At 69.5% G+C, this 16,220-nt stretch carries 21 protein-coding genes, 1 pseudogene and 1 riboswitch; of the genes and pseudogenes, 7 read left to right on the top strand and 15 right to left on the bottom strand.

Annotation, left to right across the window (positions count from 1 at the left end; genetic code table 11):
- Nucleotides 1-16 precede the first annotated feature (16 nt).
- The 3 genes from Vgi01_RS09285 to Vgi01_RS09275 form a co-directional block, all read right to left on the bottom strand.
- A complete protein-coding gene (locus tag Vgi01_RS09285) occupies nucleotides 17-286 on the bottom strand; it encodes a hypothetical protein (protein WP_199180146.1) in 270 nt (89 codons plus the stop codon).
- Between the two features lie 212 nt (nucleotides 287-498).
- Entirely contained in the window at nucleotides 499-1,704 is a 1,206-nt protein-coding gene (locus Vgi01_RS09280; RefSeq protein WP_308441768.1) for an MAB_1171c family putative transporter, read from the bottom strand.
- Between the two features lie 48 nt (nucleotides 1,705-1,752).
- Nucleotides 1,753-2,268: a hypothetical protein gene (locus Vgi01_RS09275; RefSeq protein WP_204290719.1), complete on the bottom strand. Its 516-nt coding sequence runs from the start codon at nucleotides 2,266-2,268 to the stop codon at nucleotides 1,753-1,755.
- A 313-nt stretch (nucleotides 2,269-2,581) separates the two neighbouring features.
- Between Vgi01_RS09275 and Vgi01_RS09270 the strand changes: the two genes are divergently transcribed.
- Entirely contained in the window at nucleotides 2,582-3,097 is a 516-nt protein-coding gene (locus tag Vgi01_RS09270; protein WP_239088849.1) for a phosphatase PAP2 family protein, read from the top strand.
- Between the two features lie 8 nt (nucleotides 3,098-3,105).
- Here Vgi01_RS09270 and Vgi01_RS09265 read toward each other — a convergent pair whose 3' ends face one another.
- On the bottom strand, nucleotides 3,106-3,525 hold the full coding sequence (locus Vgi01_RS09265; protein ID WP_204290718.1) for a helix-turn-helix domain-containing protein: 420 nt from the start codon (nucleotides 3,523-3,525) through the stop codon (nucleotides 3,106-3,108).
- A gap of 567 nt (nucleotides 3,526-4,092) precedes the next feature.
- A pseudogene (locus Vgi01_RS09260) lies at nucleotides 4,093-4,237 on the bottom strand (cell division protein DivIVA); the annotation flags it as partial.
- A 379-nt stretch (nucleotides 4,238-4,616) separates the two neighbouring features.
- Here Vgi01_RS09260 and Vgi01_RS09255 point away from each other — a divergent pair.
- A complete protein-coding gene (locus Vgi01_RS09255) occupies nucleotides 4,617-5,009 on the top strand; it encodes an HflX-like GTP-binding protein (protein ID WP_204290717.1) in 393 nt (130 codons plus the stop codon).
- 51 nt (nucleotides 5,010-5,060) lie between these two features.
- Here the strand turns inward: Vgi01_RS09255 and Vgi01_RS09250 are convergent, their stop codons facing one another.
- Entirely contained in the window at nucleotides 5,061-5,678 is a 618-nt protein-coding gene (locus tag Vgi01_RS09250; RefSeq protein ID WP_204290716.1) for a metallophosphoesterase, read from the bottom strand.
- Nucleotides 5,679-5,744: 66 nt separating this feature from the next.
- On the opposite strand from Vgi01_RS09250, the gene Vgi01_RS09245 reads away from it, so the two are divergent.
- Complete coding sequence (locus Vgi01_RS09245; protein WP_204290715.1) at nucleotides 5,745-6,617, top strand: alpha/beta hydrolase; 873 nt, start codon at nucleotides 5,745-5,747, stop codon at nucleotides 6,615-6,617.
- Nucleotides 6,618-6,639: 22 nt separating this feature from the next.
- Here the strand turns inward: Vgi01_RS09245 and Vgi01_RS09240 are convergent, their stop codons facing one another.
- The 4 genes from Vgi01_RS09240 to Vgi01_RS09225 form a co-directional block, all read right to left on the bottom strand.
- Entirely contained in the window at nucleotides 6,640-7,617 is a 978-nt protein-coding gene (locus Vgi01_RS09240; RefSeq protein ID WP_204290714.1) for an ABC-2 membrane transporter-related protein, read from the bottom strand.
- The gene (locus tag Vgi01_RS09235) at nucleotides 7,614-8,513 is read right to left on the bottom strand and encodes an ABC transporter ATP-binding protein (RefSeq protein WP_204290713.1); all 900 of its coding nucleotides are present in this window, start codon (nucleotides 8,511-8,513) and stop codon (nucleotides 7,614-7,616) included. Before Vgi01_RS09235 ends, Vgi01_RS09240 begins: the two co-directional genes overlap by 4 nt.
- Nucleotides 8,510-8,905 carry a GntR family transcriptional regulator gene (locus Vgi01_RS09230; RefSeq protein WP_204290712.1) on the bottom strand — a complete coding sequence of 132 codons (396 nt, stop codon included), beginning with the start codon at nucleotides 8,903-8,905 and terminating at the stop codon, nucleotides 8,510-8,512. Before Vgi01_RS09230 ends, Vgi01_RS09235 begins: the two co-directional genes overlap by 4 nt.
- 90 nt (nucleotides 8,906-8,995) lie before the next feature.
- A complete protein-coding gene (locus tag Vgi01_RS09225) occupies nucleotides 8,996-9,340 on the bottom strand; it encodes a hypothetical protein (protein ID WP_239088848.1) in 345 nt (114 codons plus the stop codon).
- A gap of 182 nt (nucleotides 9,341-9,522) precedes the next feature.
- Here Vgi01_RS09225 and Vgi01_RS09220 point away from each other — a divergent pair, with 182 nt between their 5' ends.
- Both Vgi01_RS09220 and Vgi01_RS09215 read left to right on the top strand, forming a co-directional pair.
- Nucleotides 9,523-10,095, top strand: coding sequence for a GNAT family N-acetyltransferase (locus tag Vgi01_RS09220; protein WP_204290711.1), 573 nt, complete (start codon nucleotides 9,523-9,525; stop codon nucleotides 10,093-10,095).
- 139 nt (nucleotides 10,096-10,234) lie between these two features.
- A complete protein-coding gene (locus Vgi01_RS09215; protein WP_239088847.1) occupies nucleotides 10,235-10,702 on the top strand; it encodes a hypothetical protein in 468 nt (155 codons plus the stop codon).
- Between the two features lie 86 nt (nucleotides 10,703-10,788).
- Here the strand turns inward: Vgi01_RS09215 and Vgi01_RS09210 are convergent, their stop codons facing one another.
- Nucleotides 10,789-11,652, bottom strand: a complete 864-nt coding sequence (locus tag Vgi01_RS09210; RefSeq protein WP_204290710.1) for a bifunctional 5,10-methylenetetrahydrofolate dehydrogenase/5,10-methenyltetrahydrofolate cyclohydrolase — start codon at nucleotides 11,650-11,652, stop codon at nucleotides 10,789-10,791.
- Nucleotides 11,653-11,662: 10 nt separating this feature from the next.
- Nucleotides 11,663-11,745: riboswitch (ZMP/ZTP riboswitch) on the bottom strand.
- A 93-nt stretch (nucleotides 11,746-11,838) separates the two neighbouring features.
- Nucleotides 11,839-12,642, bottom strand: a complete 804-nt coding sequence (locus tag Vgi01_RS09205; RefSeq protein ID WP_204290709.1) for an aminotransferase class IV family protein — start codon at nucleotides 12,640-12,642, stop codon at nucleotides 11,839-11,841.
- Between the two features lie 25 nt (nucleotides 12,643-12,667).
- Here Vgi01_RS09205 and Vgi01_RS09200 point away from each other — a divergent pair, with 25 nt between their 5' ends.
- The gene (locus tag Vgi01_RS09200) at nucleotides 12,668-13,075 is read left to right on the top strand and encodes a MerR family transcriptional regulator (protein ID WP_239088846.1); all 408 of its coding nucleotides are present in this window, start codon (nucleotides 12,668-12,670) and stop codon (nucleotides 13,073-13,075) included.
- Between the two features lie 41 nt (nucleotides 13,076-13,116).
- Nucleotides 13,117-13,689, top strand: a complete 573-nt coding sequence (gene ybiA, locus Vgi01_RS09195; RefSeq protein ID WP_204290708.1) for a riboflavin biosynthesis intermediates N-glycosidase — start codon at nucleotides 13,117-13,119, stop codon at nucleotides 13,687-13,689.
- Nucleotides 13,690-13,723: 34 nt separating this feature from the next.
- On the opposite strand, the gene Vgi01_RS09190 is transcribed toward ybiA, so the two are convergent.
- From Vgi01_RS09190 to Vgi01_RS09180, 3 genes are read right to left on the bottom strand one after another with little or no spacing between them, the layout of a single operon-like run.
- Nucleotides 13,724-14,701: a nitroreductase family protein gene (locus Vgi01_RS09190; RefSeq protein WP_204290707.1), complete on the bottom strand. Its 978-nt coding sequence runs from the start codon at nucleotides 14,699-14,701 to the stop codon at nucleotides 13,724-13,726.
- Nucleotides 14,702-15,781 carry a GNAT family N-acetyltransferase gene (locus Vgi01_RS09185; RefSeq protein WP_204290706.1) on the bottom strand — a complete coding sequence of 360 codons (1,080 nt, stop codon included), beginning with the start codon at nucleotides 15,779-15,781 and terminating at the stop codon, nucleotides 14,702-14,704. It lies immediately after the preceding gene.
- Nucleotides 15,778-16,218 carry a DUF4188 domain-containing protein gene (locus Vgi01_RS09180; RefSeq protein ID WP_102657395.1) on the bottom strand — a complete coding sequence of 147 codons (441 nt, stop codon included), beginning with the start codon at nucleotides 16,216-16,218 and terminating at the stop codon, nucleotides 15,778-15,780. Before Vgi01_RS09180 ends, Vgi01_RS09185 begins: the two co-directional genes overlap by 4 nt.
- Nucleotides 16,219-16,220 lie beyond the last annotated feature (2 nt).

Below are 16,220 nucleotides of genomic sequence, written 5' to 3'. Positions count from 1 at the left end.
GGACGAGGATGGCTGGTCACCGGCGCCGTACGAGCCGCCAGCCCAGCAACCCGTACCAGATCATGACGGGTAGCTGGAGGGCGTAGCCGAGTTGTTCCAGGGTTGGTGACATGCCGTTGGTCCCGGTGGTCCACACAACGGCGACGGCGGCGAGGCCAGCCAGTGCGGCCAGCACTCCGGCGAGGCGGAGCCGGTCCGGTAGGTCGACGCCGACCGCGCTGACCGCGGTGGCGGCCGCCCAGAGCAGCCCGGCAAGATTGACCGTCCACTTCGCGGTGAGCAACACCGCGCCGGCCGGCCAGCACCAGCCCCGCCGCGGTCAACGCCTTGGAGGCAAAGCAGGCGCTGCCCGCACGGGGGAACGGGCAGCGCCTGAGCGGCAATGATAACCCAGGGCGTCAGCTCTGGCTCGCGACGGCAGCCCGTACCGCCGGCAATGCTGAACTTCCACCCGGGCCGCAGGTCGAAGCCCCTGTGGACCCCACCCTCCCCACAACATCAGGGCCGCGCCCTCTCCCCGGAGGCGGGCTCACCGGAGAACCGGGCGACGGTTTCACGTACCAATGGCTCAGACAGCGAGATCGATATCAACGCCAGCCTACGGGCGTCGGCCTCGACGTCGACATGCGCAACCTTCGCCGGCTGCGGCTCAAGGTCAGGTTCAACCTCACGTCGAACGACACGACCTTGTTCGAGACGCCGTACGGCAACCAGAATCGCCGCCGCCTCACCAGCCGCTGCCGCCCGGGCCTCGTCCCAGCCGAGTTCAGCCGCCCGGCCTGAAGCGGCGGTCCTCACCTGGGCATCCTGCGGCCCCAGGGCCTGGATGCCATCACCGATCTCCACACATCGCCGGTACAGCCGCTGCTCCACGCCGAACACCCACCACGGATCCCGCTTGGGCCGCCGCGGCGTCACCAGCACGATGTCCGGAACCGCCTGGTACAGCAGATACCACAACGCGTGCAGGTCCCGGTACATCGCGCTTCGACGAGGCCAGGCTCGAACGCCGTCCACCGCCTTCCACAACGTCGCCAGAACGAAGCTCGAACAGATCAACACCACCGAGAACGTGACAAGTGTCTGGGTGACCACCGGCTCTGGCCACGGAGGTGCGAGGTCGGCCAACTTCAGTCCGAGGAACAGCGCCTTGTGCGAGACGAACGCCGCGCCGAACGCCGCACCAGCGCTGAGCAACCCCATGATGATCTTCAGCCGGGTACCGGCATAGCGCGCGTATCCGACCGACATCCGCAGGATGTCCACAACGGTCACCCCGAGGTAGAGCAGGAACGCGAGCATGTAGATCGAGACCTGCGGCATGTCCCCGTAGCGTTCGGCGAAATGCAGCGGCTCCGACTCAGGAAAGCCTGCGGCGTGGAACATCGCGATCATGACAGCCAGCACGACGCCCAGGAACACCAGCCGCCGTGGCATCAACCTGCGCGCCTTCTCCGGGTCACCCAGATGAAGGAACAGGAACTGGATCGCGGTGGCCGCGATCAGCGCCGACCCGTGCTCAATCGGCTTCGCCAGGTTCGCCACACCCGAGACCCTGTCGATCAGGCTGTGGACAGGAGCCCAGCCGGCCGTCACCGCGATCCCGCATCCCAGACAGATACCCGCCTTCGCCAGGATCCTCCGGTTACCTGGATCTCGATGCAATGCCCAGAGCTTCACGATCAGAGCCACCGCGGCGACCACAGCCGCCACTACATGTCCGGCTGCTACCACCACGAGCCTTCTCCCCGTCTACTCCGCCAGAACGGCAGCTATGCGGTACATCACCGCTGCCGTTGCGTCCGCCAGATCCTCAAAGGCGCCTACCTGATCCCCGCCGTCGAGCCGGGCACCCAGGTAGGTTGCCAACAGCTCTGCGTCGTGCTCCTGCTGCTCGCCGAAGGCCGAAGTCGAACGCGCGAGCACGACTTCCGTCGGCGTGTCACCAAAGCCGCCGACCTGGCCCGTCCCCCGCGAGAGAGCTGCATAGCCGGCATGCCGCAGTGCGATGTGCATCAGCTCGTGCAGGATCGTCTGGAGCCGGAGAATCGGCGGCGAGTCGCGGCCGTAGAGGACATAGTCGGCTTCGGCCGTAGCCACCCACAGTCCACATGGCCCCGTCTGCTCGACGTTCATGGCGACGAACTGAATGCGACGATGTCGTACCGTCTCCAGGGTCGCCACCAGTGCCTGTACCGTCAGCGGCATCGGCAGGTCGAACTCAAGCTGGCGCAGGAGGCGATGTATTCGACGTTGTTGGTGCCACATCGCCTACTGTCACTCCCCCCGCGTAGAGAGCCCCGCATCGGAACACCGTCTTGCCGCTTGTTCAGGTGTCCTGGTAGGGCGCTCGATTGTTCAGCCGAGCGGACAACCACAACGGTGGCAGACGCAAGCTGGCAGCTTAGCTAGACGAAGCCGGTTCCGGGGAGTTCCATCGAGCGATAGTTCGTGGAGGTTCGACCGCTGGGAGCAGAATGCAGATGTGACCGTAGCTATCAGCAGTCAGGCTCGACGACCGGCCCACCGTGTGGCTCGCATCGCGACCGAAGTGCTCGCGCCTGCCCTCCTGGCCGCTGTCATGCCCGTTGTGGTCGGAACGGCCAGCGCTCCGTCGATCCGTGAAGGCCTGCCATGGGCGCTGACCGGAGCGCTTTTCTGCGCCGTCATCCCGAACAGTCTGATCTGGTGGGGCGTACGTCGTGGTCGGCTGACGGACCATCACATTCGGGTCCGTGAGCAGCGGCGAACTCCGCTGGTCTACGGATTGTTGTCGGTCATCACCGGCATTGCCCTGATGGTCAGCTTCGACGCTCCCCGACGACTCCTCGCCATGGTTGTCGTGATGCTCGCCATCGGCGTGGCAGTCACCGTCGTCAACCTCTTCTGGAAACTCAGCATCCACGCGGCGGTGGCCGCGAGCTCCGCCGCGGTACTTGTGATCGAGTTCGGTCCGACGCTCCTGGTGTCGGTGCCCGTGGTGGCGCTCGTCGGCTGGTCACGGGTCCAGTTGGGCGAGCACACCACCGGTCAGGTCCTCGCCGGCACCATCGTCGGTCTGCTCGTCGCAGTGCCGACGTTCATTCTGCTGCGCTGAGGCCCGGCCTACTCTGGCTGGTTTCGCCGACCCGATGCCTTGCTCTGCGCCTCCAGTGCGGCGACCTGTTCGACTATCGCGCGCAGGCTCGCCCGAGACGGCCCGGCAGGCATCCGTCGGGCGAGCACCGTGATGGTCTCAAGGTCAGGATCGGCCTCCATCTCGACGTTCGCGCTGACGGCGTCCGGTGCGACCGAGTCGAAGAAATAGTTCGGCTGCACTCGGAAGAAGTTCGCTAACTGCTGGATAGCCGACCGCGTGGGATTGTCTCTCTGCCCATTGAGGAGGTAGTTGACATAGCTGGTCGACAACCCCGTTGCCTTTGCCACCTCGTCCGGTGTGTACGGCTTGCCTGTGCCGGGCTTGCGACAGGTGTCGAACAGGTGCCGTAGCCGGGCCGCGAACGACCCGTTGGCACAGTCGGCCATGGCCCCCTCCTGATCAAACCCCGCGCACCACCATTGTGGTCGAGTGCGGGCGCTCTATCCACAATGGTTGCGATTGGCGCCGCTCACGTGCTTGACTGGCCGCACCCGACCACTGTTGTGGCAGTGACACCGTAGCGGACAACCATAGTGAAGCAACAGGTGAACCCGACATCAGGTATGTCGACGCCACATACCGCATAGTCGGGCGGTGACGCCGATCGCGGAGGGGACGAAACGGGGGATGCGCAAGCCAGCCCAGAGTCCGCACCACAGAACTCTGGCACCGGCAATGGGGGGTTGAGAGCCGGTACGGCCGCAGCGCATCAGGGGGGATCGTGACCCGACGCGAATCGGCAAGCGTGGCCCCGGGCCTTTGACCGCCCGGGGCCACCACAACCGGTCGGCTTTCGGGAATCCGCCTGCGAAACCGGATCGTACGGTGCCTCCGCCTCCGTCAGGCGGAGCGGTGCGGATTCTCGCTCGATGACGCCGCCTCGGCCGGCCGAACCGCAGACAGATCCGGGCGGGTGCCGGCAATTCCGGCTGCCTGCTCGTGTGCTCGGTTCAGGATCGCTTCGGCCTCCTGTCGGGCGGAAGTCACGATCGCCTCGCTCTCGCGCTGCGCCTCGGCACGGTGGTCATTGGCCTGCTCCTCGGCGAGTTTGAGGATCTGTTCCACCCGGGTGCCCAGGCCGCTGAGGGTGGGTCGTTGGCGGTTCTGCCGTTGTGGGGCAGCGCCTGCGTTCGTCGTGTCGCCGGGCCCCCCGGCGTCCCCGTCGTGGTCCACCAGGCCGTCCCCGACGAGGTCGGATTCGCCCGTACCGACCATGCCGAGCGCGAGACCGAGCACAACGATCACGGCACCCGACCAGACAGCGACCGGGCCGAGGGCGGGACCGATTGCGACGCCGACACCGAGCCCGACAAGGACGGCGGCAGTCTTGACCGGCTTGCGCATAGCTTCTCCTCGCCTGATCCGGAGATGGGCGTGCGGAATCAGCATGGCGAACATGTCAACCGGATCGCCCTGGACCGGGTGCCGCGTCGGTGTCGGCCGGCGCATGTCGAGCGTCATCTGGCACCATGGCAACGTGCGGCGAGATCCCCCCAGGCCACCGACCTCCGTGCTGGCGGACGCCGACGTGGTGCTCGTGGGCCTGTTCTCGGCGAAGGACACCGGGATCGGCGCGAAGCTCGATCTACTGGCGACGTCGGTGCAGGCGTACGGTGGGCGGGTCGTGAGTCGGCACGTCCAGCGGCGCGGTGTCTCACACGGCGGTGCGGCGAAGATGAGCCTGCCGTTCTCCCGGCGGACGCTGCTCAGCCCTGGCAAGGCACGCGAGATCGCGACAGCATGCCGGGCTGCGCAGGTCGGCGTCGCGGTCTTCGTGAACCCGCTGACGACACACCAGCAGAGCGTCCTCAGCGAGATGTTCGGGTGCTTCGTGATCAGCGGTGAGGACCTTCCCGCCACCGGCCGGTGAACACTCCACATGCTGCCGACTGTGCAACGCACGACAGATGGTCCGCTGCGGTCAGGTAAGTACGGTGGCGTCGTCGAACACCAACGGTGACCACTGCGGTGCGCCATCGCGTCCGTGTTGGGGGTCGACGCCGAAGGGCGGGGGCTCGGCCGCGTGCAGCCAGGAGTCGTACAGATCCGGGCCCGCCTCGGCCCACAGCGGTCCGCGTTCGTGCCACAGGATGTCCTCGGGCCGGGTGTTGAGCAGCTCCGCGGTGGTGGCAGCGGCCACCGGCTCACCCAGCTTCCGCCACGCGTCGACGGCCAGACCGGCGTGCGTGACCAGGAGTTCTTCTCCGTCGGCGGTGCGCACTGCGGCGGCGCCCCGCAGGCGATCCCGTAGCCACCAGCTTTTCAGCAGTGCGGCGTCCTCGTCGGGCAGCCGCTGCGGCCAGAACATCTCCGCACCCAGGTACTGCGATTCGTGGTTACCGACGAGCTGGATCCACCGCCGCGGATCCTCCAGCCGTCGCCGAACGAAGGCCAGCACGCCGGGGCTGTCCGGCCCACGGTCGATCAGGTCGCCGACCTGGATCACCACGGCATCCGGGTCGACCTGCGCGGACGCCACCGCCTGAGACAGCTGATCGGCACATCCGCCGACATCACCAATGATCACGACCTTCGCCATGCCGTCCTCCGTACGCCTGGTGCCCCGGCTGGCAGCGGTGCCGCCGGTTCCTGATTGACTCACCCCATGGAGCTGGTTGTCGATGCCGGCGACGTGTCCCTGCCGGCCACGCTGGACGGGCCGGCGCGCGGCGCGATCGTCGTCCTGCACGGCTCCGGCGAGCCGCGACGCTCGTACTTCCTCTACGAACACCTGGCGCGGGTGTTCCCGGCGGCCGGCGTGGCGGTGCTGCGCTTCGACCGTCGTCCGCGTGAACGGGGCGACGTGCCGTACACCGTCCAGGCCGACGACGCCCTGGCGGCCGTCGCCCAGATGCGTCGTCACGTCGGCGACGTTCCCGTGGGGTTGTGGGCGTGGAGCCAGGGCGCCTGGCCCGCGTCCGCGGTCGCGGCCCGTCGGCCCGAGCTGATCTCGTTCCTCGTGCTGGTCGCCGGTAGCGGGGTGAGCCCGGCCGCCCAGATGCGGTACGGGACCGCGCAGCAGTTGCTCCTGAACGGCTACGCAAGCGCGGAACTCGCCGACCTGGCCCGCCTGCGAGACACCCTGGAGAACGCCGTACGCGGGCACATCGACCGCACGACCGCGCAGGCGGTCATCGACGGGTACGCCGACCGGCCGTGGTTTCCCCTCGCCCACGTCCCACGCGACCTGGACGACCATCCCGGCACCTGGGAGGACATGGACCACGACCCGGAGCCTGTCATCGCGCAGGTGCGCTGCCCGACGTTGCTGTTCTACGGCGAGGCCGACGAGTGGACTCCCGCCGACGACAGCATCGCCGTATGGCGGCGCGCCGCCGCCACCGACGACCTGACCGTGCACCGGCTCGCCGGCTGCACCCACCTGCCGACCGCAGGCGGGGCCGAAACGCTCGAATCGATCAGCTCCGACCACCACAACACGATGCCCACCTGGGTCCAGCAACAAGTGCGTCGTTGACCCGTCAGCGTCAGCACAGGCCCTAGACCAGACGACGCCGTACCCGCCACACCACCACGCCGATCAGGATCGCCGCGACGGCGACGAACAGTGCTGCCTCGATGAGCTGGAACGTCCAGAACCGGTCGGCCGGGTGGTATACCCCGAACTGCTGGATGCCCCGGGCGTGCAGGAACTGGTTGAGGTTGGTGCCGGCCTGGTTGGCGGCCTCCTCCAACTCGTAGTACTCGGTCGAGCTCAGCCTGCGCCCGGTGGCGTCCGCGTAGCCACGTTCGATCGTCCAGTCGGCGACGCTGTGCACAGGCCGGTACCCCGCCTGGTCCTTCGTGCCGCCGACGGGGACCGGGGCCATGGTGGTGAGCGGCGTGGCGTACGCGGGACGGGCCAGCAGCGCCACCGACATCCGGGCGGCGAGAAACGCCCCGAACGCGACGCCGAACGCGGGCAGGCTGCGTCGCAGGATCGCCCCTGCGGCGGTGGCGACGCCGAACGCGAACAGCGCGTACGCCATCGGAACGAGTCCCTCCAGGTCGAAGGCGTCGTACTGGAACCGTCCTTCCCACGCGTCGAACGGCTGACGGAACCAGGTGAGCACCACGGTGAACATCCCGGTGAGCGCGACGGTGACGCCGGCCAGTGCCACGAGCTTGGCCGCCAGCCAGCGCATCCGCGGCACGGCCTGCGTCCAGGCGAGCTGCCAGGTGCCGTCCTCCAGTTCGCGCGCGAGCAGCGGCGCACCGAGGAACGCACCGATGACGACGGGGACCAGGTAGAAGGCCGCCAGGAGGTTCTCCAGGTACCCGTACTCCTCGTCGAGCCGGCGGAACGCGGCCGTGCAGGCCTCGTCGACACCCGCCTCGCCCGCACAGCGGGCGGGACCACCGGGGAACAGGTCGTGGGCCTGTGTCCCGAGCACGAGCAGGGCGACGCCGAACAGGCCGACGAGCAGACCCAGGACGCAGACCTCGGTGCGGTGCTGACGCCAGTTCAACCACCTCATACCGCCACCTCCGACCAGACCGTGCCGCTCGGCTCGGACGACCGGCGCAGATACGCCAGCACCAGCTCCTCCAGCGCGACCGGCTGGGCCTGCCAGCCGGGCGCGGCCGGAAGCCCACCGTCGCGTACCAGCAGGGTCGTCTGCCGGTCGCTGTGGACGGCCTGCACGACGGTGCCGGCCCGGTCGAGGTCGGTGGCCGTACGCGGGCCGACGAGCAGCCGGTGCTCGGCGAGGAGGGTGTCGATGTCACCGGTGAGCGTGACTCGGCCGCGGTTGAGCACGACCAGGTGGTCGCAGACACGTTCCAGCTCGTGCACGACGTGCGAGGAGAACAGGACGGTCACCCCGCCTTCGGCCACCGCACCCATGAGGACCTGGAGAAACTCGTGCCGAGCCAGCGGATCGAGGCTGGCCACCGGCTCGTCGAGGACGAGCAGGTCCGGCCGCTTCGCCAGCGCCAGAGCCAGCGCGACCTGGGCCTGCTGCCCGCCGGAGAGCGTGCCGGCCCGGCGGTCGAGCGGGATGCCCAGCTTCGCCAGCCGGCGCTCGGCCAGCCCCTGGTCGAACCGCAGGTTGCAGGCCCGGCCGAAGCGGAGCATCTCGGCGACGGTGAAGCGCTTGTACAGCGGGTGGTCCTGGGCCAGGAACCCGACACGGGACAAGGTTTGCGGGGTGCTGGCGGTGACGTCGTGGCCGAGGACCTCCACCGTGCCGGTGCTCGGGGCCAGCAACCCGACGACCAGGCGCAGCAGCGTGGTCTTGCCCGCGCCGTTCGGCCCGACCAGGGCGATCACGCCGCCCGCCGGCAGGGCCAGGGTGCAGTCACGCAGCGCCCAACCCTTCCGATACCGCTTGCCCACACCGTCCGTGCGCAGCGCGAGCTCGGTCCCTGTCACGCCACGTCCTCGTTCCTCGTCTGCTGGTGGACGGAAGTGAAGAGCGCGTTGACCGACTGTTCGTCGAGGCCGGCCGCGTAGGCGCGGCGCAGCCAGGTCTCCAGGCCGCGACGCAGCGAGGTGTACGTCGATGCCGACATCGCGGCCGACTGCTGTGCGTTGACGAACGTGCCCTGGCCGGGTCGACCGGTGACCAGGTTCTCCTGCTCCATCTGGCGGTACGCCTTGGCGACGGTGTTCGGATTGATCGCCAGGTCCTCGACCACCTCACGGATGAGCGGGAGGCGGTCACCGGGTTGGAGAAAACCGAGCAGCACCGCCTGGCGGACCTGCTGGACGAGTTGCAGGTACGGCGGCACCCCGGAGCGGGTGTCGAGCCGGAAGACGAACACGGTGACTCCTCACTGCTTTACTAGGACCATAGTAAAGCAGTGAATCGCTGGTCAAGAGGGGCCGACGCACCCGCACACTTGTCTCAGGGACTAGCTGTCTTCCTTGTCGAACGGTTCGTCGCTCCACCGCCACCAGGCCTCGTCGCCCTCGATGTGCAGCAGGAACTCGGGCACCTCCTGGCCCTGCGGGTAGCGCAGCGTCACGGCATTGCGGACCGCGTCGTACGCGCGCTCCCAGGATTCACCGTCCTGGTCGATGCGGTCGAGCAACCGCAGTTCCTCGGCGAAGAGCGGCCGGACCTCCAGGAAGCCTTCCGTCGGGCGGACATGGGCGTTGAGCCACGGGAAGTCACCACCGGTCACCACGAGATCAGCAAGCAGGCCGCCGTCGTCCCGCCGGTGCAGCGACCACACGTCACATTGATCATCACTCACGCCGGCAGACTAGCGACTGCAGCGAATGCCCCTCGACCCGTACCCGGCTCCGGCTTTGCCGAGCAGCCGGCGCTCCTGCTCGGGTGCGGGCCGATGCCATCGCTCTCGGCCCAGGTATCCCTGCCGATGGTCCTGCCGGGATCGGGAGTGTGTTGTCGGTGAGCGGTGGCAGGGTGGGCGTCATGGCGATCGACGTACGCCCCGCGACAGTGTTCGAAGATGTCGCGACTCTGGTCGGCCCGAGACGGCCGGACGCGAACGTGTGCTGGTGCCTGAGCTACCGCATCGGCGCGAAGGAGAACCAGGAGTTGCGCGGGACGATGCGCGGCGACCGGGTACGCGAACTCGTCGGGACGGATCCCCCTCCCGGCGTGCTCGCCTACGACGGCGACGAGGTCGTCGGCTGGGCGGCGGTGCACCCGCGCGCCGACACGAGCTTCGCCCGCAACAGGCGGATCCCGCACCTCGACGATCTCGATGTGTGGAGCGTGTGGTGCTTCCGGGTACGGCCCGGTCACCGCAAGCGGGGCATCGTGCACCACCTGCTGGCCGGTGCCGTCGCCTTCGCCCGCGAGCGCGGCGCGCCGGCCGTCGAGGGTTACCCCGTCGACAACCGTGGCGAGAAGGTGGACCTCACCATGGCCTACGTCGGCACCCGCGCCGTCTTCGAGCAGGCCGGTTTCGTGAAGGCAGCCGACACCACCTCCGTACTCGCCGGGTTCCCCCGGGTGCTCATGCGGCTCGACCTGCGGTGACCTGGCCCGAACCGGTCGCTGCACTGCAATCGAGCGGGTCGCCGGATACCGGCTGGCGGGTCGGGCGCGGGCTGAGCGAAGCTCAGGTGTGATCGTTGTTCAGCGGGTTCGGGTGCGGTGGACGGCTGATGCACGCGGTGTGTCGGCCGCGAACGCGCGCCGTGGCCTCGACCGGGCGGTGGCCTTGCCCCGGTCGCTGCCGGACGGCGATGTGGTCGTCCACGAGGTCCTGGCTGACCAGGCGGTCGACTACGCACGCCAGGAAGAGGTGCTGAGCGGCGGTGTCGAGCAGGCCCGTGCCATCGACCTCTGGCTGGGCCGCACCGGACAGAGGCTCACCGTCGACCGGCTACCCGGTGCGGCAGCCTATCCGCGACCGTACGCCTCCACCCGCCTGTTCACGCTGACCCCAGGTCAGGTCGGCCGTTACCGGGCAAACTTCCGGTTCACCGGCTGCGCCTGCAGCCCGAGCTGGTACTACGAGGACTGGCTGGTGCACGTCAGCCACGGCCCGGTGGCTTGCGGACACTTCGTACACCGACAGCCGGACCGCGATGTCGACCACCGCGTACACCTCTACGGCGGAACCGTTCGCCGCACTTCGTGAGGCGCAGTTCCCTGCTCGACAAGTTCGACGACGTGGCTGGAGCTGTCGCGAGTCAGCCCCATCCGTAACGTCCGGTGGGTGGTGCGTCAGGTGGTGGCGTGTTCGGCAGCGGTGACGGCGTTGCGGAACAGCGTGGCGACGGTGGTGGGGCCGACTCCCCCGACGCGCGGAGTGATCGCGGAGGCGACCGTGGCGCAGGCCTCGTCGACGTCGGGCAGGAGGCGGCGGCCGGCATACCGGACTCCGGCGCCGACCACCACCGCGCCCGGGCGGACGTGCTCGGGTTGGATGATGCCGGGGACGCCGGCCGCGGCGACGAGGATGTCGGCGCGCCGGGTGTGGCGCGACCAGTCCGGGACGCCGGTATGGACGACGGTGACCGCGGCGTTGGCGGTGGGGCGTTTCTGGGCCAGCAGGATCGCCAGTGGTCGTCCGATCGTCGCGCCGCGGCCGAGGATCACCACCTCGCGGCCGGCGACGGGGATCTGATGGTGTGCCAGCAGTGCCTCGATTCCGGCGGGGGTGCACGGCAGCGCGCCGGGCAGGCCGAGGGCCAGCCGGCCCATGTTCAGCGGGTGCAAACCGTCGACGTCCTTGTCCGGGTGCAGTGCCTGCAAGGCGGCGTCGTAGTCCAGGTGGTCCGGGATCGGGTACTGAAGCAGAACCCCGTGCACGTCGGGGTCGGCGTTGAAACCGGCGATCACGTCGAGCAGGTCGTGCTGGGTGGCGTACGCGGGCAGGTGCCGGTGGGGTGAGTCGAAGCCCAACTGGCGGGCCTGCCGCTGCTTGATCCTGATGTATCCGGCGCTCGCATCGTCGTCACCGACCAGGATCGTGGCGAGGCTGGGCGTGACGCCTCGTTCGCGTAGAGCGGCGACCCGCCGGGTGATGTCGGCGAACACGGCCTCGGCCACCGGTACGCCGGGGAGGAGTCGAGCGGTCTGGGTCATGGTTCCTCCGAACGGCAGCCCAGGCGGTCGACTCCCGTGACAGGCTCCCCGATGGTCCGACCCATCCCCGTGCCGCCAGTCGCCCTCCCCGCACCATACCCGGCTCGAACCTCGATCACCGCGTACGCCCTGCATGCACGTGCCTCGGCACGTGGAGAGCGCGGCGTCCCTTCCACACGCGAGATGTCAGGGCCAGGTCAGGGGTTCGTTCCCGTACGCCTCGTGCAGGAGGTGCGCGAAGGTGGTGCCGTCGGCGAGCGGCCGGTCGCCCAGGTGGGAGACGGCAATGGCGGGGGTCCAGGAGTTCATGAGGACGCATGCCAGGTTCTCGGTCAGGTCGGCCCGGCGGATGTCGCGGGTCTGCTGAGCGACGCCGAGGTAGGCAAGCTGACGGGTGAGGATCTGCATGGTGACTCCGGGCAGGAGGTCGGCCTGCGGCCAGATCACCGTCTCGCCGTCCCAGAAGGCCAGATTCCAGATGGTCGCTTCGCTGAGTCGGCCCGTGCCGTCCTCGAAGACGGCGTCGTCGAAGCCGCGGGCTTGGGCCTGCCGGAGGTACCAGGTCTTGGCGACCTCCCCGACGTGCTTGATGCCCGCCAGGTGCCGCTGGTGGCTCACGACGTCCAGGGCCATCGGCCCGGTCGGCGGCTGAGCCGGGTCGGTGAGCCTGATCAGCACGTCCAGGCCCGGGTCGGTGTCGTCGACGACGAACTCCCCCGGCCGGGAGGTGACGAAGCAGGCCAGCGACGCGTCCGGCCCGCCCTTGTCGACGGCCAAACGCAGATACTCGCGAACCCGGCTGGTGGACAGCTGTTGGCCGAACAGCACTTCGCTGGCCCGACGCAGCCGTTCCAGGTGCAGGTCCAGGCCACGGACGGCCCGGTCGCGGACCTGCATCGCGGTGAAGTGGGCGTAGCCGGCGAACGCCAACGGCGCGAGGTCGGCGGCGGTGGCGGGCTTACCGTTGAGATGAGCGAGCGAGACAGCCATGCCAGGACGGTAGGAGCTGACATCAGTGTCACAGGCAAATGGCCAGCGGAGGCGGTTGCTGCGCATCGGTGAGTTGGCCCTGCGTACGGGGGTCAGCCCGCGGATGCTGCGCCACTACGACAACCAGGGCCTGCTGCCCGCCGAGCGGTCCGCCACCGGGCAGCGGCTCTTCGAGGTCTCGGCGGTGGAGCAGGTCCGCTCCATCCGGCTCCTGCTGGACGCCGGCCTGCCGACTCGTGTGATCGCCGAACTGTTGGAGTGCATCCACGAACCCGGCCGACTCGAGCCCTGCGCGGTGCCCACCCTCATCGAGCATCTGCAGGCGTACGACAAACGCATCGCGGCTCTGCTGAGCACTCGTACCGCCCTGCAGGGACTCATCGATTCGTCGAGCCGGACGCAGGGACAACTCGGGGCGGGCGCGCCGCGATAATGGCGGTGCGGCGCAACGCCTGCTGCCGGAGACTCGCTCACATGGTCACGTCAGTACACAGTGTCGCCGACCTGACCGCGGCGATGCGCTCGGGTGCCCGGGTGAAGTTCCTGTTCTTCTGGGGCCACCAGCCGCAGCGCGACGGCAGCGTCGGGGCGGGCTGCCTGAGCCAGTGGTGGTCGGCGCCGTTCACCATCGACGGGCTGCGTTTCGCCACCGCCGAGCACTACATGATGTGGCGCAAGGCCACCCTCTTCGACGACCACGCCACCGCCGCCCGGGTCCTGACGGCGGCGCACCCGCACGCGGCGAAGATGCTGGGCCGGCAGGTCACCGGTTTCGACCAGCACGTGTGGGAGCAGCACCGCTACGACATCGTGCTGACCGGCACCGTCGCGAAGTTCGACGAGCATCCTGCGCTGCGCACGTACCTGATCGGCACCGGTAAGCGGATCCTCGTGGAGGCCAGCCCGCTCGACCGGATCTGGGGCATCGGCCTGGCCGCCGACCATCCGCGCGCCACCGACCCGGCACGTTGGCGCGGGCTGAACCTGCTCGGCTTCGCACTCATGCAGGCCCGCGAGATCCTGACCGGACAGCAAGGCGCCCGCTGACCGAGGCCGTGGAGCTGGGACCGGGCTGTCGTGATCAGGAGGTGGCGGGAGGGCCGCCGCCGGCGACCCGGCGGGCCGAGCGAGGTGCCGGCCGGGTGGGCAGGCCCACCCGTACGACGTGCAACAGCCGGTCGGGTGCCACGTCCAGCAGTGCGGCGAGGGCCGTACGGGTGGCGGCGACGTCGATCAGTTGGCTGAGCGGGTGGGCTGCCAGCCCCGCCGTGTGCAGCGTCAACCAGCACCGCATCAGCACCCGTCCGAACTCGATCTGTCCGGCCGGGTCGAGGCTGTCGGGGGCGACCAGGGCCAGCACGGTGCCGCCTCGGGCGAGCGGGTTGTCGGCAGCGGCGAGCAGCCGGGGCAGGCCGAGCGGGCGCAGCACCGGGTACGCGTCCAGCGCCGCGCGTAGCCCCACCGCGGCGGGCCGGGACAGGGCGAGGCAGCGGTCGGTGAGCCCGTCGACGTGGTAGTTCGGGTGCGCCGGGTCGAGCCGTAGCCAGCGGCGCAGCTCGGCGGTGATCGCCGGGTCCGCGTACAGGTGCCGGTCGGCGGTGCGCAGGAGGGCACCGAGCCGGCCGGCGTGCGGCACGACCCGTACGCTGCCGCCGGCCCGTCGGGCGACCCGGTCCACCGCCGCGAGCACGTCCGGTCCCGGACCGGCAGCGAAGTGACCCCGGTCGGTACGACGTTCCCACACGTCGATGGCGCGGAAGGGGGTCGAGTAGCGGTGTGCGGTGGGCCGCAGCCAACCCACCCAGCGGTCGTCGTGCTCGGCGACGTACTTCAGGTGCAGGTCGGCGTCGGCCGCGACGATCAGGCAGGTCTCGACGAACGCGCCGAGGGACAGCCGCAGGTCGCGGCCGGTGGGGTCGGCCGCCGGCAGCGTGTGGGCGGCGTCCCATCCGACGCGGATCGCTGCGGGCTCGTACCGTAGCCGCCACGGCTGGGTGTTGTGGGCGCTCGGGGCCCGCCAGCACAGCGGTGCGAGAGCGCGGAACGCGGCGAAGTCCACCTATCGCTCCTTGGCGTAGAAGGTGTACCCGTGCAGCGGGCGACCGCCGAGGCGTCGGTACTGGGCGGCCGAGGCCGGATTGTCCCGCTCGACGTAGGTGCTGCGCAGGGTGGTGTAGCCGGCGGCGTACAGGTTGTGGTGCAGGTGGGCGGAGAGCAGCCGCTGGTAGCCGTGTCCCTGGTACCGCGGCACGACACCCTTGATGATCAGCACCGCCTCCCGCCGGTAGCGGCGGCGGGTGGCCAGCAACCGCAGCTGGTTGAGCGGGTGCAGGTTGCCGCGCACGCCGGTCAGGAACTCGCTGATGTCCGGTACGCAGAGCACGAACGCCACCGCCGCGCCGTCGCGGGTCAGGTAGAGCAGCAGCGACTCGTCCAGCAGGTACGCCAGCCCGTCGGTCTGCCGCCGCAGCTGCTCGGCGGAGATCGGGGTGTAGTAGCCGAGCTGGGCGAAGGAGTCGTTGAGCATCCCGCGCAGCAGGTCGAGCTGCTCGTCGAGGCGGCGCAGGTCACCTCGGTGCACTTCGAGGCGTACGCCATCGGATTTTATGTATGTCGACGGCTTCGGCTGCGGCGGGGCGGGCACGGGGCAGATCCAGGTGTCGGCTTCGAAGCGGCGGTGGAACCCGTACGCCTCGTAGGCGATCGGGTAGTGCGGCGGGTTCCAGGCGCTGTCGACGAAACCCCGGTCGGCGTACCCGGAGGTGATCACCCCACCGGCCTGGTTGGGTAGCAGCGCCACCGGGCCGAAGAGCAGGTCCCGGTCGGCGGCGGTGTGCGCGGTGATCGCGTCGAACAGCGGCCCGGCGGCCGGCTCGGTGAACTCGGTGAGCCCGAAGAGTTGGCAGCGGCGGCCGAGTTTGGCGTCGAAGGCCGCGTCGGTGTGCAGGGTGGTGCGTCCGATCACCGTGCCGGCTGGGTCGCGCAGCAGGTACATCGGCACGCCGTCGCGCCACCACCGCCGGATCTGCTGCCGTGGGGTGGGCACGTGCCGCGGTTCGCCCGCGTACAGCCGGTCGGTGAGGGTGAGGAAGTCCCGCAGGTCCCGGCGGCCGGTGACCCGTTCGAACCGGGTTCTCACCGCACGACCTCCGGCCCGGTGCGCTCCGCGCCGATGGGGGTGAAGGTGGCGATGTGTCCCATCTCCGGGCCTTCGGCGCGCCATGTGCCGTTGGAGTATCCGTCGGGGGCGGCGGTGTAGAGCCGGATGAAGCCGGCGGTCGCGTTGCGGGTGCCGTCGGTCAGCCAGACCATCAACCGGCGGTGCTCGCGAGTGCGAGCGAAGCGCAGCATCGCCTCGCGGTCGGTGAAGAAGGCGATCGTGCCGAGGGTCAACGGGAACTGCCAGTAGACGGTGTGCCAGCAGTAGCCGGACATCCGTCGCATGTCGCGGACCATCCGGATCCAGGCCGGTGCCAGCCGCAGCAGGACCAGCGGGTTGGTGTAGCGGGTCGCGCCGATGAACATGGCCCCGGCGCGGGCCTGCGCGGGAGCGCGGGAGAAGTCACGGGTACGCATGG

Origin of the sequence: Micromonospora gifhornensis, from assembly GCF_016863515.1 — a bacterium.
GTDB classification, from domain to species: Bacteria; Actinomycetota; Actinomycetes; order Mycobacteriales; family Micromonosporaceae; genus Micromonospora; species Micromonospora gifhornensis.
This window is presented reverse-complemented; position numbering and strand designations above follow the sequence as displayed.